We start from the raw sequence: 25,638 nt of genomic DNA on the forward strand, positions 1-25,638 counted from the left end.
GGTTCGGAGTGCTTTACGATGAATGAAGTTAACCGCCTCAAGATCCTGCAGGATGTCATTGATGGCAGGCTCACCACTTCGCTTGCATCACAACGACTTGGCCTCACGGACCGCCACTGCCGGCGTCTGCTTGCGCGTTATCGCGAGTCCGGGCCGCTGGTACTGGCGAACCGCCGCCGTGGATTGCGTGGTAATCGCCAGCTTGTGCCCGGCCTTGCTGAATTTGCTCTGGGCTTCATCCGCGATAACTACGCCGACTTTGGATCCCACACGCTCGTCGTCAGCCCCGCATTTATCAGCCGCGCCTGCGGTGGGATTGCCTGGGCGAGCTTATCCAGAACGACGGCTCTCACCATGACTGGCTCGAAGGCCGCGCGCAAAAATGCTGCCTTCTGGTTTATATTGATGATGCGACCGGCCGTCTGATGCACTTGAGCTTCTGTCAGAGTGAGTCAGCCTTTGATTACATGGTGGCTACCCGCGACTACATTGAAAAACACGGCAAGCCGGTGGCGTTTTACAGTGACAAACATGCGGTGTTTCGCGTCAGTCAGGCCGAAACACGACGTACCGGCATAACGCAGTTCGGACGCGCACTGCATGACTTGAACATCGATCTTATCTGTGCCAACAGCTCTCAGGCCAAGGGTCGCGTTGAGCGCGCCAATCTGACACTGCAGGATCGGCTGGTTAAGGAGATGCGCCTGGAGAATATCACCGGCATTGATGGCACCAACGCCTGGATCGAAACGTTCATCAACGACTTCAACCGCCGCTTTGCCAGACCGCCAAAATACCCGAAAAACCTTCATCGTACGGTCTCAGAGAGCCACCTGGAGCTGGACGACATTTTCGCCTGGCAGACACTGCGGACGCTCTCAAAAGCCCTGACTTTTTAGTATGATAAAATTCTTTATCTGGTTGAGCCTACTGAGGAAAACTCACGTATAGCCGGAGAAAAAATCTTCGCATTTGATTTTCCGAACAGCACGCTTGCATTCCGCCATGGAAACAAAACGCTGAAATATCAGATGTTCGATAAGCTTGACTGCATCAGTCAGGGACGCATCGTTGATAACAAAAGGCTGGGTGCGGTGCTGAGGCTGGCGCAGGAAAAACAGGAAGAGCTTAAAGCTGCAGGAAAATGAAAGCGCAGCCAGAGTATGCCTAGAAGGCGGGCGCAGATTCAGGCTCAGCTCAGGGCCATCAATCCGGTTCTGGCTGAACCATCACTCTTCAAATCCAGCCTGAAAAAATAAGCCACTGCCCTTTTCTCTACCTCAGAAATCAGCAAAAGGTGACATTTTAAATCGGGAAATCATGGTGACATTTTCAATAAGGAAAGACAGAAATGGTCAACGGGGGGGTTGTAAGCTGGCGCCGCGTCACTGGGAATCATCATAACGGTCGGAGCCTCAGTTATTACGGTAAAACCCGACCAGGTTCACAGGCATCCATGGGTTTTGGTCACCTGATTAAAGCGAATGTTATTAACTGAGTTGGAGTAAAAAAACATTTAACCTTTAGGATAAATACTGCATAAGGAAATGATTAAGCTATTTCTTAAAATATTTAAAAGAATATTGACTTAGCATTCAAATAACTTGGTTGCTTATTCATTATCTAAAAAAATTCATGGGCAGGTGATGAATTTCAAAAAAATGTTGCAATATTCCCCATGACGTTACTGTCAATGTTTTGTTATGAAGCATTAAAAAAAACAACATTTACCTACTGAGTCGTTGCAAGCCCAGTACGGCTGAAGCATGCTTATAAAAATATTTAGTTGAGGTGATGCAATGCATAAAATCATCAAGTGGGGCGTGAGAGTCGCCGGAAGCATTTCATTAACCTCTCTAATTTCAATCCCATTCGGTCATTACTCCTCACCCTGCCTTACCGCGCTGGACTGCATCATGCTTTCGATGTGGGGGCATACGGAATGGGAAAACTACAGAGATAAGCGAGACAGCAATGATGAGTGACATCCTCTCCGGAGAGGACACCTGTGACCTGATAATCTTCACACGTAGCTAATTAACTGTTAATGACTTCCTGACGTCAGAAAATCAATGCAGGGGCTCTTTACCTGCACAAATCTTTGAACTCCTCTCTGAAATTCCTGGAAGAAGTCTCAGTGATAAATGCCTGTGCCATATCAACTTATGAATATCTGACTGCCTATACATATTTACACCGATGACTCACACAGGTCGGCATGCCGCCAGATGCCCGTGCTGACTCAAATCTTATGGAGCCGCAAATGAATGACAGACTTACCTTTCCGTATGTGCGTAACGTGCTGGCGGTGTTTTTAATTTTTTTCGCCGGCCTGACGCAGGCCGAAGCGGCCCTGCAGTCCTTAACGCCCGTGAGGCCGGTAATGTCCTGCAGCACTTTAGGAGCAACCCGTATTAATGAGGGCGTAGATGCAGGAGTCAGCATCAACTCGGCGCGGGAGCTGAAAACCTCACAGGGCACTTTCTGTCTGGTCAGCGCAACACTTTCACCGTCAGTCGGGGTTCAGGTCGCTTTACCTGAAGATAAGTGGACGCAGCGCCTGCTTCAGGTGGGCTGCGGAGGCCTGTGTGGCCAGATTAACCTCGGGTTGTCCGATGCAAAAGGCTGCATACCGGCGATGAACGGTGAATTTGCCGTATCCTCAACCGACATGGGCCACTCGGGCAGTATGATGGACGCCGCCTGGGCGCTTGACCCCCAGAAACGTATTGATTTTGCCTACCGCGCGCAGCATGTTACGGCACAATTTACAAAAGCGGTTATCCGGACTTTCTACGGACAACCGCAACAATATGCCTATTTCATGGGGTGCTCAGACGGAGGGCGTGAGGCGCTGATGGAGGCCCAGCGCTACCCTGAAGATTTTAACGGAATAAGCGCGGGCGCACCCGCTGCGTGGTTTTCAACGCAGAACTCATTTTTCCACGGCTGGAACGTCACGGCGAATCTGCGTGCAGACGGTACGCCTGTCCTGCTTCAGAGTCGCCTTGCGCTGCTCCATGAAGCAGTAATAACACACTGCCCTTCGGTTTCCGGCGTCAGTGACGGCTTGCTGGAAAATCCTTTCGCCTGCCATTTTTCACGGACCTGGATAAGCCAGTGCGCGCCTGGTGAGCAGGATAAAAGCGCCTGCATGACTTCAGAAGAGCTTAAGGTTGCTGATAACCTTTACCGCGGCGCACATGATGACATGGGAAATCAGTTTGTTCCGGCGGGGCTGCCAGCCGGCTCCGAGTTGCGATGGCCGGTTCCTGCTAAAGCAGGGGAACGTTCAATGTCGGAAATGATGGCGCTGCCTGCTCTGCAGTACATTTTACTGCCCGGTGGAAAGCAGTCGCTGAATCAGATCTCCGACTTTGCTTTCAATCGCGAAAACTTCAGAAGGGTTGCGGAGCTGGCGCCGCTTTATAACGCCACAAATACCAATCTGGAACCTTTCAGAGCCACAGGCGGCCGACTGATCCTCTGGCATGGACTGGCGGATGATTCGATCACCCCCGCCGGCACCGTTGACTATTTCCGGGGAGTCCAGGAAAAGTTAGGGATAAAGAAGACGGATTCATTTATGCGTCTTTTCCTGCTGCCGGGTGTGGCGCACTGCGGTAACGGTGAGGGGCCGGACCAGGTCGACCTGCTTTCGGCGCTAATGGACTGGACGGAGAAAGGCGTGGCGCCGGACAGTCTGATCGCAGGTAAAACAGCATCCATGGAGCAGCAACCTTCTGGACCGCCTGCGGGAACCCCTCCGGACAAGGCAGGCACTCAGGACGCATCCGCGCATTTTCACGGGGAACAGAAGCAGGGGCTGCCTTATGCAGAAGCCCCTGCGGCCTTCACCATGACGCGGCCGATATTTCATTACCCATATGTGGCACGTTATCGCGGAAAGGGAGACCCACGCAACGCCGCTAATTATGTCCCGGTGCGAGCGGACTACGGTAGCCTGAGGACGGTCTCTCCTGTAAGCAGCCTGCTGGGGTCTGATAACCAGCGCGCGTACAGCGTAGTTAATGGCAGGCTGGTCTCCCGGTGACAGGGTTGTAAGGCTGACTGAGGGCGTAAAGAGAATATCACTCTTCTGTTAAGTCAGGGGGCTGCGGGTCCTGGTCACGCCATGACGTGATCAGGTTCACCCATATTTATGAAAAACTTCAATAATTTTACGATGCCTTAGCAGGTTACCGCAGGAAAAGATTTTCAGTCCGTATAAGCTTTATTTTTTACATGTGAGCTGATGAATTGAAAGTACTGACCTTATTGCGCGGCCTTCCATTGTTTTCCCTGAGCTTTTTTTCGGCCGGGGCCATGGCCAGCGTCGACATTTTTACCGTTCCTGATGATCCTTCCACGGCTAAAAGTGATTTTGCAGGTAACGTTCAGGGCAGCTACGCCCATCAGGGAGGTAATTCCCGGACATCTACTATTTCGGCTGATTCAACGCTGACCTGGTTTGATAAGGCGAACGCTTACAGCCTCTGGGGAGAAGCTTACAACTACAGCTCTGATGACACCCGTTCCTCTGAGAAATATCAAGCGGGCCTGCGCCTACGGCATAACCTGGACGGCAAAAATTTCCTTTTCGGACAGAGCGGGTGGTCAGGCGACAGATTCAACGGCTACCGTGGCCGCTACACCACGGTAGCCGGATACGGCAGGCAGATATTCAGCGGGCCGCTTCATACTCTGCGCGCTGAGGTCGGCCCTGGCGTCAGGCATGATGAGTTCACTGACGGAAGCGGAACGACCAATGCGCTTGCCTATACTGCGCTGAGCTATTCTTACAAGCTCACTGACGCCGCTTATTTCATCCAAGGCGTTTCTGTGCTTGCTTCGAGAGATTCCACGCTTAATTCCGAAACCGGCATAAGAATTGATCTGAATAAAAGGTTCGCCCTGAAAGTGACATATAACTACACGCATAATTCAAAGCCGCCTTCCACCGCGCCGGACAAAACCGACACAAAAACGCAGGTTTCCATTGTATATAACATTCCCTGACACAGGGATCTTTCAGTCCGCCATCAGGGCAACCACTTTCGTTGCCCTGATGGCCACTTATCACATCACACACTCAGCAGACCTCCGGTCTGATACGCTGAGACCTTCTGAGGAGAGGTAAATGAGAAAAATAGTTCTGCTGTTACTGGCGTTAAGCTGCACAGCATCACTTTCAGGCTGCGTATGGCCGTGGTGGGGCCCGGGCGGCGGGCCCGCGCAGGGGCCCGCGCAGGGGCCCGGAGGGGGCGGTCCGGGTGGAGGTGGACCTGGCGGAGGCGGTCCAGGCTGACGGTCATTATCTGCGAAATACAGACAGCAGGCAGAGTCAGCATTCTGCCTGCTTATGAAAGCACAAGCGGCATGAAGCAGTCATGTCGCTCGCGGAGAACAGATCCACTTCAGTGGCGTAAATGATGAAGAACGTTTACCTGCCTTCCGGGTCACCGCCAGGCCCCCTTCTCTCACGGGCCATAAGGTCACCGAAAACGACGTAAGGCAATTCCTTGAATATCATAATTGTCCGGGAAAGCTGGGACTCTACACCCGCGTCGGCGGTGGCCACTATCCGCTCAGCCGGCTTAACCCAAGCGAAAAAGAATTCTGGATAATGGCAGAAGACTATTGCCGGACTTACAGTGTTCCGGTGACCTTATTTCTGCGTATTGTCAGTCCCTTTATCAGCGCAGTGCCGAAAGAAAAATGACGTGTACAAATACTGTTTTGGCAGGAGTGTAACTTTTCTATCTCACCTGTATTAACCGTATTTTGCCTTACCGCGATTGCCCAGCGCTTCAGTGCAGATGTCTGAGGTCATGATTCCAGCAGATTGAACATATTTGGTTATGCTTTGAGTGAAAAGTATCTATGGGCCACTGACAATGTACGAACTGTAAGCCTTTTGCACTGAATATGAAATTCAGTGAAAAGCCGGGATGCCTCGCTGAACGTAAATGATTACGCGGAATCTGACCATCCGTTAATCATTTCAGAGAGGTAATTTAAGGTGAAGATACTGGTCATCTGCAGAGATAACATCGGCGACAGCATACTTGCCACGCCCCTCATAGTACACCTGTCCACTATCCACGGAGCGACCACAGATGTGCTGACAAACAGCTATGCCTCGCCGGTGTTCAGCCATAATCCGCATATCCGTAAAGTGCATGAGTACAGCAAATCCAAACACTGTAAAAACCTGATCAGCGTTATCGTGGCTGCTGCCGTACGATTAAAAACCATATTCAGGCTGAGAAAGGAAAAATATGACGCGGTGATTATCGCTAAATCGTCCTGGGATCCGCATTCGGTCAAGTGGGCTGCCGGCATAGGCGCAAAGCGCGTTATCGCATTCGGGGATGAAGCCCATCCGCTGATTGACAGGCTTGTGTCCCGGGCTGAAGGCACCCTGCACGTTGCTGAAAGGCTTTTCAGGCTGGCTGCAGCCGTAACGGACGTACCGCCGCTGCGCCGGTTTAACCCCGGGAAGAGCAGCGTCTACCCGGCCCCTGAGCTGGTAACGAAGTTCAGGATGACCTGTGACGTTGCGCCGGGCGAGCGTATCATTGCCCTGCAGATAAGCGCACGAAAACCGGCCCAACAGTGGTCTGCGAGTAACTTTATCACGCTTGCCCGCCTTATCGCTGAGCGCTACAGATGCCGCATGTTTCTATTCTGGTCACCCGGCGACAGCTCGAACCCCATGCACCCGGGCGACGACATTAAGGCGGAATACATCACCGGACTGGCGGCACGTTACGGACTTGAGGCCGTGCCTACCCGCACGCTGGAAGAACTCAAAGCTGCGCTCTCCCTGTGTTCAGCAGTGGTGAGCAGCGACGGGGGGGCTGTACATGTTGCAGCCGCGCTCGGATTACCGGTCGTGGCATTATATGGCAACAGCGATCCGGCACACTGGCATCCATGGCATGTGCCTCATCAGGCTCTGCGGGGCAGCCGTGAACACGTCAATGATATCAGCCCGGAAAACGTTATGAATGCGATCGTTCCGCTTATCAGCCCGGCAGGTGAGCAAGGAGCCAGCGTATGAAGTTGTGCCTCGCGTACCAGTGCCTGAAGTCGGCCATGGAAAATCCGGCCAGCCTGCGGGTGGCGCTGGCTGTTTTCACAGAAAACCTGAGAATGCTGAGCAGGCACAGCGCCGTTCTTTTTGTCCGTTTAGTGATGCCGGGGGCGGTACTGCTCCTGTGCGGTTGCGGCTTTCACCGGCATGGACACATCCGCGGGGGAAAGACAATATCAGTCAGTCTGACAACAACAGATCCTTACGGGCCCTACGCTCGAGCGGTCAGGCGTGAACTCAGGCTGGACGGCATAGAAGTGATGCGTAATGGCAGTGATGCCACGCCGGAAACGGTCAGGGTGGATCTGATTTCTTCCCGGGTAGGATCGGATACTGCGTCAGTATTCATTAACGGCAGTACGGCGGAATATGAAATGGTTATGGATGCCCGCGTCAGCATTACCGCACCTGGCTGCTCAACCGTGAGCGTCAGCATCAGGCCCCACAAGTCATATATCAATTATACCAGTGGGGCGCTGGCGGTGGATGCGGCGAAAGAAGTTTACACAGAAGAGATGTATCAGCAGGCTGCTATGATGATCAGTCGCCGTGTACTGGCTATATGGGATAAGCACAACACGTGTCGTCAGCCATCCTGACAGGTTCAGGGACCCGTCAGGTCCCTGAAGCCGTCCATCAGAAATGCAGTCCGAGCTCCATATAGTAGGTGCGTCCTGATTCATTATACGTCCGGGCACCTGCGCCGTAAGCGTAAGTGCCTGAGCTGCCGGTCGTGGTTGAATTGCCTTCTCTGAAGTGGCGTTTATCGAGAAGATTGTCAATCCCGGCTGTCAGGTCGACATATTTATTAATACTGTACACGGCGCTGGCGCCAAACAGGGCATAAGGGGATACCTGCCACGTTTCGCTGCCGGAGGTGGCTTCTCCTTTGTAATTATACTTTTTGGGCTTCTGCTTTCCGTACCAGGTCATCGTCCCCTGCACGGCTAACTTTTCAGTCGCCTGCCAGTCTGCCGTAGAATTCAGGGTAAACTTAGGGATTACGGTCAGGTAATCACCTGTGGTCTTATTTTTATTCTCAATAATATAAGTCAGATTGTTTTTGACATTAACTGTCTCACTGACCGGGAAGTTGAAGGTTCCCTCCACTCCCTGGACAACAGCCTTAGGCACGTTCTCCCACTTGTAAACATCGGATGTGCCATTAGAGTATGCGGCAGAGTAGCCCGCCTCAATTTTATTATGGTAGTCGTTGCGATACCATGTCAGCCCGGCCTGTACACCTTCATGCTTGTATTCAATACCGATTTCCTTGTTGACGCTGGTCTCTGCTTTCAGATCGCTGTTTCCCTGCAGATAGCAGCTTCCTGAGCTAGCGTAACAACCATTTCCGCTGCTGTAGAGCAGATAGTTCGGGTTAGTCTGGTAGAGATTTGGCGCTTTCCAGGCGCGGGCGATGCCCATTTTCAGGGTGAAGTCGTCGCCCAGATCCTGGGAGAGATTGAGGGCCGGACTGAAGTTACTGCCGGTGATGGTCTGATAGTTAAAACGCAGTCCCGGGGTCAGTTTGGTCGAGTCTGTAAGCTCAATATTATCCTCTGTATAAAGACTGTAAATATCGGCTGAGCTGTAGGCGCTACGTCCCGAGCTGGAAACCCCGGAAACGCTGCCGCCGGAACTCGTCGACTGGGTATTTGAGGTTGGATCTTTCATGGACTGGTGGTTCATTTCAGCACCCAACGTAAGTGTCTGCGGTACTCCTGCCTCAAACGGTATGCTGACGTCTGAATGCAGATTAGTGTCATTCAGATAAATAGTTGAAAACCCTGTGTCAGACGTACTGAACATGCCTTCAACGCCACCCGATAATCCTTCATTAAGCCGGCGGTTACGGGTCTTTTCAAACTGAATATAGTTGCTGGTAGTTACGCCATTATCCCAGGAACCGGTATATTTCAGGCTCAGACTCTGACGATAAATAACGTTTGTTTCTTTACCGTAGTAGGATTTAGTAAGCGTACTGGAGTTGGTGTTCTGGGTATCGCCTGCGTAAAGATTGCCCTGCCGGCTAAATCCGGCTTCAAGCTCAAAGGCTTGCCGGGGCATAAATTCCCAGCGCAGGGCAGCACCAATATTTTTATTAATAACCCCTTCACGCCCCGCAGGATACTGCCCGGCATACTTGCCGGTTCTGGCTGCTTCATGACCGCTGTTAATATCCTGCGCGTCAGCCTGTGTCTTACCCCAGTTCCCGTAAAGCCGCGCCGTCAGGTTATCGGCGATTTCTCCACTGAGGCTGGCGCTGTAGCGCTTTGTTGAACCTTCTGACTTGTGCTCCGGTGCATTGAAATAGGTGTTAAAGTTACCGTGCCACTCGCGTGTCGCTGGTTTGGTGATGATATTTACCACCCCTCCCATGGCTCCATTGCCGTAGAGTGCAGCGGCAGGTCCACGTATAACCTCGATACGCTCAATCATTTCAGGCGGCACCCAGTTGCTGTCGCCACGGGTATCCCGCTCGCCCCGCCATCCGTAGCGCACCGAGTTGCGGCTGCTGACCGGCATTCCGTCTATTAGAATCAGTGTGTTTTCCGGCCCCATACCCCGGATATCGATCTGACGGTTGTTACCGCGCTGGCCGCTGGCAGAGTTGCCGGTCAGATTAACGCCGGGCATGGTGCGAATCATCTCTGACACGTCTCTTTGTACGGGATGCTTTTTCAGTGCATCACTTTCAATAATGGACACGCCGGGTGCCTGAAGTGTCTGCTCGCGGGCGGTCACCGTGAGTGTATTTTCCTTTACAGAGTTTTTGCGTGCTGAAATTTGCAATGACGAATCTTGCGTTGTCTGCTGGGTGGTCTGAGAAACTACAGTAGCATCACTGACCTGCAGCTCTGCCCTGACAGGGGAAAAGAGGCCGATACAGACGGAAGTCATAATCAATGAATTATTCAATAGCGGTTTATTGCACACTTTCCGGATCCAGAGAATATAGTGGAAAAGAACCCTATTATATTCCGGTGAGAATGATTCTCAGTTAACGTTTCCGTATGGCAGTTGAAAGATATCCGTAATTCAATTGAAAATCATCCAGTGTGTCAGCCGGGGATGGGTGCAGTGGCAAAAATTAAGTAATTATGAACCCCAGGCAAGTGAATATTGAATGAATAAATAGCGTAAATTTTGTAAAGAAAAAACAAACGCCGTGAATTTAACAGTTATAAAACTGTCTCTGAATCATGGAAAAAATTCCAGAAGGAGATATTAAAAATGAATACGTTGTGTGGAAAGATAATGCATGACTAAGCTCCGTGATAACACACGTTGTGGCGCCATAAATTTAATGTTGAATATTTCAGGCTATGATGACGAAACGCTGGTAAATCTGCTCCCTTTGCTGACGGAATTTCGGGTGAAAATTCCGGACCTCCGATTGACGTTTTACAACTGTAATGCTGATTACCGCTTTACCCCTGAACTGATACTCTTGCTGGAGAAGCATGTGAAATATAATCTGTTCACACCAACATACTCAGACGGCGTAAAAATGCTGACTGCCGCGATAAGACGCCAACACGTGATTCTTACGGAAGATAATATGTTGGTGCTTGTTGCCGGCGCGGCGCGGATTAAGACCGTCATTTTACCCGACGCAGGCTTGCACCATGCGCAAAGCGATGGTGCTGATTATGAGGGCACAAGATTGATAAGTCATAAAAAAAAGATTTTTATTAGCAGGCTGAAAAGCGGGCTCATCAACGCAGTGGAAGAGGCAGTATATGAACACTCGTAATACGACTGCCGAGCAAGAAATCCTCAAAATGCTGACCTACTACGCCGGAAAAGTTATGGGGCAATCTGTCTTCAGAAAAAGAGATATGCACCTGCTGTGGACCGGAATAAATGAAGTTTATGCAGAAATGTTGATGGACGAATTTTTCACCCGCTTTAACGTAGATTCCTCCGGCTACCAGCACGCGTTGTATTTTCCGGCAGACGGCGAGACAAGCCTTTGCATCAATCTTATAAGGTATCAGCATGGACAGGAAAGTCGTGCAAAGCCCCTTACGCTCAAGCTTCTTACAGAGTCAGTCCGGGTTGGGTACTGGATAGACAGGCGGGCAGAACCCACCTGTATAAGGCGGATTTGAATCAGCTGTAAAATCCATTGCTGCTGACACTTGTACTGAAAATTCCATCTGCTTCAGCGTTAATGACTCGCTGACATTCGGGCGGAATATCACTCACCGGATATGTTCCGGGATAAATCACCGGCACTCGCAGCGATGCGGCCATCCAGGCCGCGTCCCGATCTGCACTGACTAACCTGCTGCACAGAGATATCATGGCAATAAAATCAGCTGTTTTTGTCGTGGTCACCATCGTCACGACCACGTCGCTGCATAACGACTCAGCTTCGGCCATGATTACCCTGTCCTGGTGGCCAGATACAGATTTATCTCCGGCTGATATAAGGAAAACGCGTCCACGCACGGCGAGTTCACGCATGAGCTTTGCCCATTGCACTGCGGTCCAGCCGACACGAGATGCAGAGTTAATGACTATACCGATATTTTCAGCCGTCAGAGAGATGCAGTAGCGTCTGGCCATCAACATGGCAGACTGGAGATCAGGGTACAGCTTCAAAGAGGCTTCCCGGGTTTGCACTCTATCAGACTCCGGAAAAGTATCAGTTCCAGTCAGTTTATGATAGTAGTCAATAAAGCCATCATCGCGGAAATAACCGGTCCACTTTGCGCCACTAAGTATTTTCCACATTCTGGACTGACGGGTACTGACAGAATTGAGGGAGATAATACAGTCGAACTGTTCATGACGCATGGCCATGAGTGTTTTCAACAATATCATCCGGAAAAATAACCGGCCCCATCGTGAGTGACAGGACATAGCGTTGACTCTGAATATTTTTCTGATATCAGGATTTGTAATAAATAAGGGTTGCTGTTCTGTTCTGATCAGCATATCGATTTTAATGAGATCGTTACAGGCCAGTTTTCTGAGAAAAGGCGTAGCCGAAAGATTGGTGACCACGTCATCGGCACCTATAATCAGTATCTTCATATTATTTCCAAAAAAAAGCCGGCATCCACGCCGGCGAAGATAATAAGTGTCTCAATCAGGGAATGGTTTTTCTCACCAGACGTTGTACATAATAGGTGATATAGTGATTATATCAAAACATGAAACACCCAATATAAAGTAAGATTTAAGATGAATTTGTAATGCTAATGAAAAACAGATGAATGATTGTTCTGTGAGTTGCCTTCTCCCTTTCTGTATCCTGCATGATATTTACCTCATAAAAATTTCAGATTTCTTTCAACCTGTCAGCATAAAATTTGACGGAGTGACCGCGGGGTTAAATAAAGCCGGGAGATCGTCCCGGCCGATAGGTTGCTACCAGGTCTTACCAATGTTGAATTGAAACTGTTCTGACTTATCCCCTTCATATTTCTTAAGAGGCAGGGCGTAGGAAAAGACCAGCGGTCCCAGAGGGGACTGCCACTGCAGGGCCACCCCTGACGACACGCGGATCTTAGTTGGATCGCTGTAATCCGGGATGCCCGCAGCACGGGTCTCGGCAGTATTCTGCCATTTTGTATCCCACACGCTCCCCGCATCAACAAAAAACGATGTTCTGAGCGAGTCCGCGTAACGCTCGCTGACAAACGGCGTCGGGGTAATCAGTTCCGCACTGATAATCCCCATCGCATTTCCTCCCACCGCATCGCTGGATTTCGTCACCGGGCACGCACTGGTACTGCTTTCAGAACCGTTACAGCGATAATAAGCTGCTTTGGGGCCGATAGTGTTTGAGGAAAAACCGCGTACAGAGCTGGAACCGCCAGCGTAAAAGTTGTCGTAAAACGGCACCTCTTTGCCGCCCAGCCCATCTGCATATCCTGCTTTCGTCCGGCCCATCAGTACCCAGCGGTGGTCACTGCTGATTGGCAGGTAAGCACTGGCGTTCAGCGTACTCTTGTAGTAACTGTTGGTTGAGCCCGGAATGGTGACTTTAGTATTGAACCCGGCCGTTACACCTGACGTAGGAAAAAAGCCGCGATCCAGTGAATTATATCCCCAGCCGGCATTCCAGAAGAAATCATTAGCGGTATAGGTCGCATCGCTCGCTCCGTCATCATCAACCGTACGAGTTGTCACGGAAGGATGGATCCCCTGTGAACCCAGATAGCGCCACATTGAAACCTGCGGAGACATGTTGCTTACGCGGTTATAAACATAATCAAATCCGGTGCTCAGATTACTGTTTTCACTGACAGGAAAACTCAGCGTGCTGCCCGCGCCAATACTTTTCAGTGTATACTCAGACAGGTCATTGTCTTCTGCGCTGTAGTCATTATAGAAGAGCTTCCCGCCCAGACTGACACCATCCACGGTGAAATAGGGGTTAGTCGCCCCCACCTCAACATAGGTCTGATAGCTGTTTTTTGTACCACTAAAGCTTACCGTGTTACCCGTCCCCAGCCAGTTGTCCTGGCTGACGCCAAGCTGATAGCTGATACCACTGTCCGTACCATAACCGAGGCCGACATTAAACGTTCCGGTATTCCGCTCTTTCACTTTGTAGATCACGTCAACCTGATCCGGACTTCCCGGTACGCGCTGAGTGTCGACATCTACGCTCTCAAAATATCCCGTGCGGTTCAGGCGAGCCTTGCCCTGTTCAAGCTTGTCTCCTGCGAGCCAGGCACCTTCCATCTGCCGCATCTCCCTGCGAAGGACGGCATCCCGCGAAGTATCATTGCCGCTGAATTTCACCCTGCGAACGTAAAAGCGACGCCCCGAATCGACGTTAACATGTAAAATTACCGTTTTATCTGCATCGTTAATTTCAGGCTGCGTGCTGACCTGCGGAAATGCATAACCATTCCGGCCAAGCATTGATTTTACAGCGTCTTCCTTAGTCGTTATGGCCGCACCACTATACAGAGCGCCCTGAGGGAAATTAGCGATTTTTTCAATTTCCTCGGCATGTCCGGACATATCTCCGGTAAAAATGACCTGAGATACATGGTAAACATCGCCTTCATGAAGATTGACGGTCAGGTAAATTCCTTTCTTATCGGGCGTAAGACTGACCTGGGTAGAATTAATAGCGAAACGCGCATAACCGCGGTCCAGATAGTAACTTCTGAGCGTTTCAAGATCGGCAGCCAGTTTCTGTTTCTGATACTTTCTGTCGGCGATGAGGTTCCACCATGGGACATCGTCCCGGAGCTGTAAGTGAGAGATGAGCTCATCGGAAGAGAAAGCCTGATTGCCGACAATATTGATTTGCTGAATTTTTGCCGACACACCTTCATTAAATACAAATTTAAGATCTACGCGATTGCGAGGCAACGGCGTGACAACCGCTTTGACGCTGGCCGTGTATTTCCCGGAACTGTAATAAAAATCTTCCAGTCCTTTCTCAATATCTGAAAGCATGGTGCGATCAAGAGCTTCTCCCACTCTGATACCTGACGCATCCAGATTCTGCCTGAGCTGGTCTTCCTTAAGCGCCTTATTTCCGGCGAAAGATATGCTGGCAATCGCTGGGCGTTCTTTGACTTTGACAATGAGGGTATTTCCGTCGCGTAACACCTGGACGTCATCAAAGCTACCGGATGCAAAAAGGGCACGAATGGTCTGACGGATTTCTTCATCGTCCACCTGTTCACCCACGTGAACCGGCATTGTAAGCAGTACTGCCCCTCTGGTAACTCTTTGCAGACCCTCAAATTTAATGTCATTTATCATAAGTTCACCTGCTCCCGCCGTAGCAGAGGTCGCGATGAAGAGTAGCCCGGTCACTAACTTTCTCATTCTTTGTTGTCCTGATGATCCGTCTGAATAGCCATACATATTGCTTTTAAAGAGACAGGTGCATGATTCACAGATATATGTTGTTTGATATGAGTAATGCGTTTTGAGACAGTTTGCGTTCATTTTAATTCTTGAGCGTTAACGATTTTTCGATTTCATTACAGTAACCTGTAATGAATATGCAGCATTGATACTGAATGAATATTTTTCAAAGCAGGGAATGGCATCTTGAAATAATGCCAGCGATGAGATTTTCTTTTGACAGTCACACTGAACTTGTTTGTTTTGTCTCTGTCATATGCATACCTGTAATATGCGTAATGGAAAAGAGATGATTTTTACTATCAATAAACACAGCTGTAACAGAACAAAACAAATTTATTATGCTGTCAGCCCTCAGGGGTGCATATTGGTGTTGTCCTATAATATCCCCGTCTTTTTTTGCCAGGGGGACAGATTTATAAGAATGAACGCCGGGTCCATTATCTTCCAGGGAAGGTTAAAAATGCCTGTTTTTACTCATTACTTTGGACACTGCGTCTTTACAGCTGAGAAAGTATACCGGAAAATGGTGAGTGCCGATCTCTCTTATGATCGGTATATTCGTGTTTCATAGTTTTATGTTTGAAAACAGGTGGATTTGAATGCCGAAATTTTTCTCCAGCAGGCTTATGCAAATTTAAAATATTATTATTTCAATAAGGGATGCTTAGCACTTCAAGATTTTTTTTATATCTTTTATGATATGATGACTTTTCTTTGATTCACTTTCAATTTCCCTGCCGATTTCTCAAAATTACCAGACAGGTTATTAAATTTAATATCAACTCTATTTTGAACCGCCACTTCGGGGCTTTAACCATTGCTGCATTCAAACCAGTGCTTAGACCGCTCGGGCATCTTTTTTCTTAGTCATAAACTGAATCTCCTGTGAGTGCCTGCTCAGGCATTGCTGACTTTTCCGGCAGCAGAGTAGTGTTTGCTGACGGTACAGACAATAAGCGCCCTGTACCCTTCAGCCATTGATGTTATGAGCATTTCGCGTGCCAGCGCAGTGTTTTACTCAATTCAGTGGGTAGCCAGGCATCCACATCAGAGTGCCTGGTACGATCGTGACGGGCCTCTCTGGCTTAACTTTGCTTTATCGTCAGTGAGTTACGGTACATTTTCCGCCGGAACCGCCGCCGAACGCCCCGCTTTTTATTCCGGGCCGTCCAGGTTATTCTCCGTATACGGAAAAATAGCCGGAAAACCGTTCCACAGAGGATCCGGAGAGGATCGATTTATTCCCGTGGTTTTCGCTGGACAGACGCGCGAAAATACGTTCTCACCCGGCAGACGACGGAGACTGAAAATCTGAGCACTTTACCCCGAGAAATCCCGCAGAATTCGCACAGCGTTGTCACTGAGCATAATCTGCACGATCATGGCGCCGCGCGCTACTTTGACTATGAAAGTGCGGTGGCGCTGCGCAACCTCGCCGCCGCTTACGGCACCGACATGCCCCGCTACCTGCTGGCGCCCGAGGTGGCGGTGCTGCTCGCTAAGGTGACCGATCTCCGCAAACGGCTGTTCATCGACGCCCTGTGGAACACCGGCGGGCGACTGAACGAAATACTGCCGCTGACCCGGGAGGACTTTGTGCTCGACGACCCGCTCACCGGCGCGCCGCTGTCGTCACCGTTCGTGGTGCTGCGCACCCTCAAGCAGCGCGGGCTCGAGGAGGCCGCAAGAAACCGCAGCCGCCGGCGCGGCCGCCCGACGAAGGAGGAACAGCAGGCGGAGCGGGAGGCAGAGAAGGAAATTCAGGAGAACCCGCCGCGCGCGGTGCCGCTCACCGATCCGGGGTTCGTGCAGCGGTTAAGAGAATGGTTTGCGACGGTAAACCCGCCGGCGGGCGCCCGGCTGTGGGATATCAGGAGCGAGGATACCGCGCGCAGCTGGATCTCGCAGGCGGTCGCGGCCGCCGAGCGTGACGGCGTCACCTTCTCCATCCGGCCGGTGACGCCCAAAACGTTCCGGGACTCGTTTGCGATGCACCTGGTGCAGCACCAGGTGCCGCAGAAAGTCATCCAGACGCTGATGGGGCACAAGGACGCGAAGTCCACCGAATGGTATACCCGGGTGTTTGCGCTGGACGTGACGCGCCAGCTTGGCGTGCGGTTCTCGATGGATCCGTTAGAGGCACGCTCACTGCTGCTGCCCGGGGTGCGCCTGTGACAGGGGAGTTGTGGGATATGATTACGGTGCCGGACCTGCTGCTGCTGACCGGGCTTCTGGCGGTAAACCTTTACCTGTGGTGGATGAACATCGCCGCATGGCGCCATTACCTCCGGCGCCGTCATCGTCCGGCTTTTACACGTCGCTGGGACGGTTTCCTGCCACCGTCCCGTTCGCCGCTTCCGCAGCTGCTCACCGCGCTGATAACCGGGCTGATCAGCGCTTGGATGCTAATCGTGCTGCTTCCACTCTTTTAGTCACGAGCTGAATCCGGCTCGCCCAGGACTGCCGATGGCCGGAATAACCGCATCCGGCCATATGATAGCCCTGTTTGTGTGCCGGCTTTTTTCCTTTACGGAGTAGCTGAAATATTACCGGAGTGTTGAATCGATCCAGCTTGCAAATTATAAATAATTCAATAGTCTTATTCGTAAACGCGCTTTAACACTATTAGAACCTGATTCACTCACAGAGACAACTTCAGTGACAGTTTTCTGTATTTCATACGATCATAATACTCCCGGCCAGAAATACGATGCGCTCTATCAGGAGCTTAAAAAAACCGATCATCTTCACCCTCTTGACTCAACCTGGCTAACCAGTACGAATGAAAACGCGGAGAATCTCTGCATTCGGCTTCGAAAGCATCTCGACAGCAACGATCATCTGCTGATCATCAAGGTTACCCGTCCATACAATGGCTGGCTGACTCAATCTTCGTGGGACTGGATCGCTTCTCATCTGACCTGACACGAGATAAATATGAGTCAGATGTTCAGAATTGTGCATAGCAGAGAGCAGAGGGACACCTGATCCTTTTACCTCCAGAACCGGCTTTCCATTACCGTTTTTCTGAAGAGCAGCTCCGCTTTATCGCAGCGCTCAAGGCATGCATCGCTGGAGCGCTGTCCGGGCGGTATTGCCGGGCCGGTGTGGGATATCGGCAGCCGTATGCAGGTTGTTGCCCCGCAGAGCCTTTACCCATTTTTCCTATTTTCAGCAGGGGCCTGATTATCTCAGCCCTTTATAAGGAGCTCAGCTGCGAATCAGCGGGTGTAAACTTTGCAGTGGCATTTGGTGAATGATGAGCTGACACATGGCGGCAAAATATTTATTACTAATGATGATATTTGTTCTTTAAGCTCTGTTCCGTATACCGCCTCTCATTGTCTGCATACAGATGTCATGCAGCCGACAAAACGGAGCTATTAATGACGACCGGAGAAGTCCTGGATGAAATCGCATACGCGCCGGCTATCAGAGGGCCGGCAGAAGAGATATCCCTGGAACAGCCAGACGCCCCGTTCCTGCAAATACTGGAATTGCGCGGGAGTTTCAATGCCTTCCGCAATTACGGGAATAGCCGTGATTGCGGAAATATGCAGCACGCTCTCCAGCACTGCTTCCCTGACCCCCCCTGCCATACTGTAGCCAGTAAAATCCTTGTCAATTTTCAGGTAATCCGGATTCAGCTGCGTGATGCTGGAGAGATTAGAGTATCCCGTTCCGAAATCGTCTATGGCAACATGCAGGCCGGCTTTGCGTAACAGGGCGAATTTTTCGGACAGCTGTTCTGTCAGGCTGAAGCTCTGACGTTCGGTAATCTCAACAAGCACGTCCAGTCCATAGCGCTGTGCATGTTCGGTAAACTTCAGTAATTCACGAAAGGTCCCGGGATTTTCGACGATTTCGGAGGTGATATTCACGGCGAGATAGAGGCCTTTTTCTGACAACATAGCAAAGTCCTTCCGCACCTTCTCCAGCAGCTGCATAGTCAGATCCCCAATCATTCCACTCTGTTCGGCAAGCGGTATAAAAAGCGCCGGCGACACTTCATTCCCCTTTTTATTGCCGCACCGCATGAGGATTTCCAGCCCCGCCACCTTTCTGTCTCGCGTACTGATAACAGGCTGATACACCGGGTAAAAGCTTTTTTTGTACAGATAGTATTTCAACGCAAACCGCGGCGTGTTTATCAGACCGGTGCTGACATAAGTCAACCAGCCCGCCAGCAGGCTGACGCCAAGAATGAAAAGAATAACCGCGCGGCTGTGAAGAAGAAGCCTGCGGATGTTAATGGAGTCAGATGAAACCAGCACAAAGGGATATTGTGAACTTTTCCAGGCATAACCCGCAGGACTCAGCTTCATGAAATCCTGCAAAGGATAGAAGGCAGCATCGGGGGAAATATAGCGAAGCGCGTCCCGCACAAAATAACCATTAACAGCTACGCCGGTTAAAGAGGCGGACGATCTGAAATAAACCAGGTAATAAATGTATCCGTCCTCCTGTTTCATTGTCGTGTAAAAAGGGACATGGCCTTCTGAATAGGAGACTTTCCTTTCCGGCAGCCGGCCTTCGAGTGATGAGCAACCCGTACCGTTCTCCGGATAGAGATTTACGGAGCGGATATGGGGATTCACTGCCACGATATGACGCAGCCGCGTGAGCACTTCATTCGTACAGGCACCTTCTTCAAAAGGCTCCGCGGCGCGGCTGACGGTTTCGGCTTCCCTGTAAAGAGAGGCGACATAGTCGCTGGCCCGCTGATTTTTGTCGTTCCGGGTCTGCTCTTCCGTTTTGCTGAAGTGACTCAATACGGTCATGACGCCCGCACACAGCAGCACGAGCGTCATGATGACCGCTGCAGACACGCGCTGACCTGGCCGTAAAATTGTAAGAAAATCTCGCCCGGCTTCCATCTCGGCTTCTCTTTAGCTGATAATCACTCAGGCATGTTATACCTATCAGCCCAGATTTATCCGGAAAATTCTAGGTACGGGAGAACAGTACGGGACCAGCTACGTGGCTATGCGATCCTGACTCCTTCAGCGCAGCGAATTTCCCCACCAGTGATGACCGGAATCGCTTTATCAGGCTCCCAAAGCGCAGGCAATTGCAGACGGCGATGCTGCTATGCCAGAGAAATATATTTTCGTCTGAAAATCATAAAAAGGCTTTGCAACGTACAGCCATCGGCCCTTTGTTACATTAGCGCGATTGCAGGCATCTGGGGCCGTGAGCAGTTCAGATACTGAAACCTGACACTCACCTCAGGCACATTGTAGTACCATTAATTACTGCTAATATCAAGTGATATGCTGCCCACCGGAGACAGTCCTTGCTCTCAACACAACGGGTTAAAACGGACAGGTTTGTATTTTTTATTCTGCTCTTTATCACACTGTTCATTGCTGTCGCGTTTCTCTGGGCGCTGTCAGATTCTTGGAAGGAGCGGCTGATAGACACTTCTGTTCAGGCCAGAAATCAGGCGCTTTCGATGTCCCGGCAGGCACAGGACACCTTTCTGCAGGTGAATATTGCACTTGATGAAGTTGACCGTCAGACGATGGATATTTTCAGGCGACCGCGACTTTATAATGGCTCTCACGGCATCCTGTCCGGGCTTTCCACCCCTCTTCCTCAGATCGCTACCCTCACCGTCTACGATCCTTCTGGTAAAACCATAGCGAGCTCCCGCCCCGCTCCTCATTCCGCCATCAGTGATGCTGACCGCTCATTGGTTATCTGGCACCGTGACCATGACGGTTCCGGCATACACATTGGCAGGGTCATCCGCACCGTCACAGGAGAACTTGTCATTCCGGTTTCCCGTCGTCTGAATGATATCAGGGGAAATTTTGCGGGCGTGGTGCTCGGCACCGTTAAGGTCGACTTCTTTCGCCAGTTTTACAACTGGTACGAACTGAGTCCTGGTGATCTGCTTGCGCTGATGAACATGGAGGGAGTACTGCTGTACGCCCGGCCATTTCCCGAATCGGTGATCAACAGCAGCTTATCCGCCAGCCCGATCTTCACGACTTTCCTCAGGCAGTCCCGTATCGGAAGTGCCGTCTGGAACAGCCGGCTTGATGGGCGGGAGCGACTTTTCGGCTATGCCCGGCTGGAACGATACCCGCTCGTCGTGGCCGTAGGTTATGAAACCAGCGCCCTCCGGATGGCATGGTGGAAGAATAATGTTAAGGGCGTTGCTGTTAATGTGCTTACCTGGCTCCTGGTTCTGTTATTCGGATTTCTGGTTCTTCGCCAGCTGCGCTCCCGGCGTCTCAGTCAGCAGACGCTGCTGAATACTCAGGATGACCTGACGCGGCTTAACAAGACCCTGAGCGACCTGGCCATGATTGACGGTCTGACCGGTCTGGGTAACCGCCGTCAGTTTGATTTTTATCTTGCGAAAGCGCTGTCCGACGGGCTCGGCCCGGTGTCTCTGATTATGCTCGACGTGGACTACTTCAAGCGCTACAACGACACATATGGCCATGTTGCCGGTGACCGCTGCCTTCAAATTGTGGCAACGGTTTTGCAATGTATGCCTTTACGAAGTAGCGACAGAGTAACCCGCTATGGGGGGAGGAGTTCGCCATCATATTGCCCGGAACGGATGACAGACAGGCGCAGAAGGTAGCACAGAGAGTGGTTGAGGCGGTCAGCAGAGAGTCTCTCAGGCACGATGCCAGTGAACTTTCTGAAAAGGTGGTGACCGTCAGCGCCGGAATAGGCACCTCAGTCCCCGGCGATACGCCTGAGTCACTCAAGCTTGCCGCAGACGGCGCGCTTTATATTGCAAAAAAGGCCGGAAGAAACTGCGTCGCCGGACTCAAGGGTATCTGCCTGCTTTGATCCAGCGGCAAAGCGTCTGATGAGTATTTCTGATATGTAATGACTGCGGGGTATATTTTTATGCGCTGTGCACACTATCCGGTCTTTTAAAACGAAGCCTGCCCATAAAGGTCCTGCCGAACAGGGGGCTGCCACGGTTTTCGTTATAACAGATGGCCAAGTTATGAGAGCAGTACCGTTGCCTGCGCTCTTCAAAACAGGAATACAGAGTAGCAGCATTACTGATTTTTTTAGGCAGGCAGCCAGCGATTATGCTCAGGATTTGGAGTTAAAAGGAAAAATTATCATCACGTAACGCCTTCTGGCCTGAGCCGTTTTCAGAAAATGGCTCAGGCACGACACGGGAAATTTTAAAAAAAATTAAAAAAGACTCCCGCTTTCATCTTTATGTCGGATTTTCAGGGATTGAAGACGACTGACTTGTAAAATGAGCCTGCCCGATATTCGGTGATTACAAACCTGCCGGTCTTACAACAGATATCCGTAATGCTGAAAATCATCCGGGCCCTGAGCGGCTGACCTTAAGAATCTGTTCCCGTGTGGCCATCCGGGTAAGTACGATCGCCAGAATAGCCGTTGCCCCTCCCAGGGCGGTCGACTCAAACCGGTGAATGGCAATCCCTGTCTGAGGAATACCGAATCCTGAGATCATGAAAACCACCATTGTGGTGATGAGAAAGCTGAAGAGGCTGTACGAGCGATTTATCATTGAATAAGAGAAGGTGAAGGCAGCAAACCCGGTGATAATAAAGCCAGCCATTATGAATAACGAACTGCTGTAATAATCGATAAGGCCAGCTGCCGTAATGCAGCCTGTCAGAGTACCAAGCACACGTGCCTGCACCCTTGATAACGTATCCCGGTAATTATTTCGCAGGCAGATGAGCAGCGTCATACCGGCCCAGTAGCCATTAGTCAGGTTTAGCAGATGAACTGCCGACAGCGCCCCAGCCATCCCCAGCATGCCGCATATGACTGACCATTGCAGATGGACACGATGTTTGTACTTAACAAGAAAATGCATTAAAAAACGTTTCCACGTGCCCGGGCTGAAATCGCGAAGCTGAAATTTTCGTCGCTGGAAGATTATTACCAGAATTATCATCTGTAGTATTCCGCCTGCACCGACAAGACCGGCACGCAGGAGGGCATGCTCCAGGGTTCCGGCAAAGCTGCCCGACACGAGGTAAGTCATTGTCCACTGCTGCAGCATCCACCATGCACTGACATCGATGTTAGCCATCACCACATACAAGCCGGTGTAAAGCAGTGCACCGGCCACATACAGGGAAAATATATCTCCAGTCAGACTACCCAGCCAGGCAGAAAAAATAAGACCCGCCACAGTGGTTGCGAGCAATGACAGTGATGATCCTCCCCAAGTTTTGTTTGCTCCGAAAGCAAGGGTAATCGCGCCACCTGTTGCGATACTGGCTGCGGCAATATGATTGGTCAAATAGCCTGCAACGCTGATAACGATGATGGCGGGCAGGCAGTAGAGCCCCAGCGTAAGATCGTGTCGGATACCCGGTTCAGATGGCATGAGATCTCCCGTACACAAACAGGGCTGAATAATGACTAAAAATGAGAAATCCGGCTGCGGCCTTCGTTGATAACACTGTTTGTTCTCCTTTAAAATCCTGTTGATCAGCTTTTAAAATAATTGGTTTTAAGAGCCAGAACGGGAAGCTTTACCTGGGCCTTAATCCGGTTCAGCATTTCTGGCCTGCTCCTGATGAGGAGCAGCAAACGCGTCCCTGGCGCGGCGTCGAACCAGCCTGTGGGCTCCGGTCGAACGGAATTTCGTCCTATGTCAGGCACAACGCGTCAAAATACTCACCACGGCTGCTGTACTGCGCAAATCTTCCACACATGGTGAGCTCCCGCTGCGGCTGTAAGGATAGCGGCTTATACTGATATCAGAGATGTCATCCGGCCTGTACGCGTTGTACACAGGCGCTGTCAGGAGCACGTATGAATTATTATCAGAAGCTGAGTCAGCCCGCCGTCAGAGCGGAGATGGCGCATGACTGGCCGGCTGCCGCCTCGCAGTGGCAGACGCTGCTCAGGCGGCCGGCAGCCCATCCCTGGCGACTGTGGATAATCGGGCGCGTAAAATACTGCAGGGCGCGCGCATGTGATATGCCCCCGCGACACTGAAGCCAGTCAAACCCGTTTGTTTCACCGCGCTTACCTGCTGTCAGAACGGAGACTGTCTATGACCTTTCAGAGCCCGGCCCAGAATTACAGAGAGACGCGCCTGAACCTGGGTGACCTCGTCAGCCTCTCCCCTCATTCCACCTATCTGATGCGCAGCGACAGCGATTTTCCTGACGCCGGCATCGTGAAAGGTTCAGTGCTGGCCATCGACCGGGCGCTGGCCGCGACGCATGGCCAGCTCATTGTTGCCGAGGTGGAAGGCGAGCTGACGCTGCGGCGCCTGCTGCTCAACCCCGTTCCCGCCCTGCAGGCGCCGGATGCGGATGAAACCGTCACGCTGATCGACGTGAGCCAGCCGCTGCCGGTCTGGGGCGTGGTGGCCTATGCCCTCACCGACGTGGCCGGGCTGGGATTCAGCGGACCCGCCGGAGCGTGACCATGTTTGCCCTGGCGGATGCCAACAACTTTTATGCCTCCTGCGAAACCGTGTTCCGGCCCGACCTGCGCGGCAGGCCCATCGTCGTCGTCTCTAACAATGACGGGTGCGTGATTGCGCGCTCGGCAGAGGCGAAGCGCATGGGCATTAAAATGGCCGCCCCGCTGTTTCAGAACGAGCGTTTCTTCCGCGAGAACGGCGTGCACGTGTTCAGCTCCAACTACGAGCTGTACGGTGACATGTCGGCACGCATGATGGCCATACTGGGAGAGATGGCGGCCGGGCAGGAAGTCTATTCCATTGATGAGAGCTTTCTGGACGTGACCGGGATTGGCAGCCTGATCCCGCTGGAGTCGTTCGGCCAGCAGATGCGTGCGCGCATCCGGCAGGAAACGGGGCTGATTATCGGCGTGGGCTTCGGGCCGACCAAGACGCTGGCCAAGCTCGCCAACCACGCGGCCAAGAAGTGGACTAAGACAAACGGCGTGGTGGATTTGTCCGAACGGAGCCGGCAGCGGAAGCTGCTGCAGCTGACTGACGTCAGCGACGTCTGGGGCATCGGGCGGCGCATCAGCGTGCGCATGAACCAGCTGGGCATCACCACGGCTCTGCAGCTGGCAGTCAGCAACGCCAGCATGATACGAAAGAACTTTAACGTCATCACCGAGCGCACCGCGCGCGAGCTGAACGGAGAGTCCTGCCTCGCGCTTGAGGACGCACCACCGCCGAAGCAGCAGATAGTGAACTCGCGCTCCTTCGGGCAGCGCGTCACGCATCTGGCGGACATGCAGCAGGCGGTGGTGCTTTACGCCACGCGCGCGGCGGAAAAGCTCAGGGAGCAGGACGCCCGCTGCCGGCACATCAGCGTCTCTATCGCCACGGGCCGTCACGGGGAAGGGACGCGGTACTCGAACTCCGCATCGTGCATCTGCGACTATCCGACGAACGACACCCGTGACATCATTGATTCCGCGCTGCGGGGTCTGGGTACTATCTGGCGTGACGGCTACCGGTACGCGAAGGCCGGCGTCATGCTGGGTGATTTTTATCACTCTGGCGTGGCGCAGTTCGACATGTTCAGCGAGCAGCTGCCGCGCGCCAACGCTGACGCACTGATGGCGGCGCTGGACGGCATCAACCGTTCGGGCCGGGGAAAGGTGTGGTTTGCGGGCCAGGGGGCTCAGGACAGCAGCTGGCAGATGAAGCGGGAAATGCTGTCTCCACGGTACACCACGCGACTGCGCGATATCCCGGTTATTAAATAATACCC

The 25,638-nt window shown here is 51.7% G+C and carries 15 protein-coding genes and 2 pseudogenes; 12 read left to right on the forward strand and 5 right to left on the reverse strand.

Annotation, left to right across the window (positions count from 1 at the left end):
* Window positions 1-18 precede the first annotated feature (18 nt).
* The 5 genes and pseudogenes from F3J38_RS21545 (at window position 19) to lptE (ending at window position 7,698) form a co-directional block, all read left to right on the forward strand.
* A pseudogene (locus tag F3J38_RS21545) lies at window positions 19-1,259 on the forward strand (ISNCY family transposase).
* Between the two features lie 1,004 nt (window positions 1,260-2,263).
* Entirely contained in the window at window positions 2,264-4,054 is a 1,791-nt protein-coding gene (locus F3J38_RS21550; RefSeq protein ID WP_167141805.1) for a tannase/feruloyl esterase family alpha/beta hydrolase, read from the forward strand.
* Between the two features lie 206 nt (window positions 4,055-4,260).
* Window positions 4,261-5,019 carry a DUF481 domain-containing protein gene (locus F3J38_RS21555; protein WP_167141808.1) on the forward strand — a complete coding sequence of 253 codons (759 nt, stop codon included), beginning with the start codon at window positions 4,261-4,263 and terminating at the stop codon, window positions 5,017-5,019.
* A 1,003-nt stretch (window positions 5,020-6,022) separates the two neighbouring features.
* On the forward strand, window positions 6,023-7,066 hold the full coding sequence (locus tag F3J38_RS21560; protein ID WP_167141812.1) for a glycosyltransferase family 9 protein: 1,044 nt from the start codon (window positions 6,023-6,025) through the stop codon (window positions 7,064-7,066).
* Complete coding sequence (gene lptE / locus F3J38_RS21565; RefSeq protein ID WP_240156054.1) at window positions 7,063-7,698, forward strand: LPS assembly lipoprotein LptE; 636 nt, start codon at window positions 7,063-7,065, stop codon at window positions 7,696-7,698. Before F3J38_RS21560 ends, lptE begins: the two co-directional genes overlap by 4 nt.
* Before the next feature lie 37 nt (window positions 7,699-7,735).
* Here lptE and F3J38_RS21570 read toward each other — a convergent pair whose 3' ends face one another.
* On the reverse strand, window positions 7,736-10,036 hold the full coding sequence (locus tag F3J38_RS21570; protein ID WP_369411033.1) for a FepA family TonB-dependent siderophore receptor: 2,301 nt from the start codon (window positions 10,034-10,036) through the stop codon (window positions 7,736-7,738).
* 325 nt (window positions 10,037-10,361) lie between these two features.
* Here F3J38_RS21570 and F3J38_RS21575 point away from each other — a divergent pair, with 325 nt between their 5' ends.
* Together F3J38_RS21575 and F3J38_RS21580 are read left to right on the forward strand one after the other, a co-directional pair.
* Complete coding sequence (locus tag F3J38_RS21575; protein ID WP_167141815.1) at window positions 10,362-10,856, forward strand: hypothetical protein; 495 nt, start codon at window positions 10,362-10,364, stop codon at window positions 10,854-10,856.
* A complete protein-coding gene (locus F3J38_RS21580; protein ID WP_167141818.1) occupies window positions 10,843-11,214 on the forward strand; it encodes a DUF1493 family protein in 372 nt (123 codons plus the stop codon). The genes F3J38_RS21575 and F3J38_RS21580 overlap by 14 nt, the downstream gene beginning before the upstream one ends.
* A gap of 1 nt (window position 11,215) precedes the next feature.
* Here the strand turns inward: F3J38_RS21580 and F3J38_RS21585 are convergent, their stop codons facing one another.
* Together F3J38_RS21585 and bamA are read right to left on the reverse strand one after the other, a co-directional pair.
* Window positions 11,216-12,145, reverse strand: coding sequence for a glycosyltransferase family 9 protein (locus F3J38_RS21585; RefSeq protein WP_167141821.1), 930 nt, complete (start codon window positions 12,143-12,145; stop codon window positions 11,216-11,218).
* Between the two features lie 336 nt (window positions 12,146-12,481).
* Complete coding sequence (gene bamA / locus F3J38_RS21590) at window positions 12,482-14,911, reverse strand: outer membrane protein assembly factor BamA (protein ID WP_167141824.1); 2,430 nt, start codon at window positions 14,909-14,911, stop codon at window positions 12,482-12,484.
* A gap of 1,461 nt (window positions 14,912-16,372) precedes the next feature.
* Here bamA and F3J38_RS21595 point away from each other — a divergent pair.
* Both F3J38_RS21595 and F3J38_RS21600 read left to right on the forward strand, forming a co-directional pair.
* Window positions 16,373-17,131, forward strand: coding sequence for a tyrosine-type recombinase/integrase (locus F3J38_RS21595; RefSeq protein ID WP_444505528.1), 759 nt, complete (start codon window positions 16,373-16,375; stop codon window positions 17,129-17,131).
* A complete protein-coding gene (locus F3J38_RS21600; protein ID WP_167141828.1) occupies window positions 17,128-17,388 on the forward strand; it encodes a hypothetical protein in 261 nt (86 codons plus the stop codon). The genes F3J38_RS21595 and F3J38_RS21600 overlap by 4 nt, the downstream gene beginning before the upstream one ends.
* A gap of 951 nt (window positions 17,389-18,339) precedes the next feature.
* Here F3J38_RS21600 and F3J38_RS21605 read toward each other — a convergent pair.
* On the reverse strand, window positions 18,340-19,833 hold the full coding sequence (locus tag F3J38_RS21605) for an EAL domain-containing protein (RefSeq protein ID WP_167141831.1): 1,494 nt from the start codon (window positions 19,831-19,833) through the stop codon (window positions 18,340-18,342).
* A 1,031-nt stretch (window positions 19,834-20,864) separates the two neighbouring features.
* Here F3J38_RS21605 and F3J38_RS28475 point away from each other — a divergent pair.
* Window positions 20,865-21,772: pseudogene (locus F3J38_RS28475) on the forward strand (sensor domain-containing diguanylate cyclase).
* A gap of 496 nt (window positions 21,773-22,268) precedes the next feature.
* Here the strand turns inward: F3J38_RS28475 and F3J38_RS21615 are convergent.
* Window positions 22,269-23,315, reverse strand: coding sequence for an FUSC family protein (locus F3J38_RS21615; RefSeq protein WP_167141835.1), 1,047 nt, complete (start codon window positions 23,313-23,315; stop codon window positions 22,269-22,271).
* Between the two features lie 675 nt (window positions 23,316-23,990).
* On the opposite strand from F3J38_RS21615, the gene F3J38_RS21620 reads away from it, so the two are divergent.
* Entirely contained in the window at window positions 23,991-24,368 is a 378-nt protein-coding gene (locus F3J38_RS21620; RefSeq protein ID WP_167141838.1) for a S24 family peptidase, read from the forward strand.
* A gap of 2 nt (window positions 24,369-24,370) precedes the next feature.
* Window positions 24,371-25,633, forward strand: coding sequence for a translesion error-prone DNA polymerase V subunit UmuC (umuC, locus tag F3J38_RS21625; RefSeq protein ID WP_167141841.1), 1,263 nt, complete (start codon window positions 24,371-24,373; stop codon window positions 25,631-25,633).
* Window positions 25,634-25,638: the final 5 nt, after the last annotated feature.

Origin of the sequence: Candidatus Pantoea formicae (assembly GCF_011752625.1) — a bacterium.
GTDB classification, from domain to species: domain Bacteria; phylum Pseudomonadota; class Gammaproteobacteria; order Enterobacterales; family Enterobacteriaceae; genus Pantoea; species Pantoea formicae.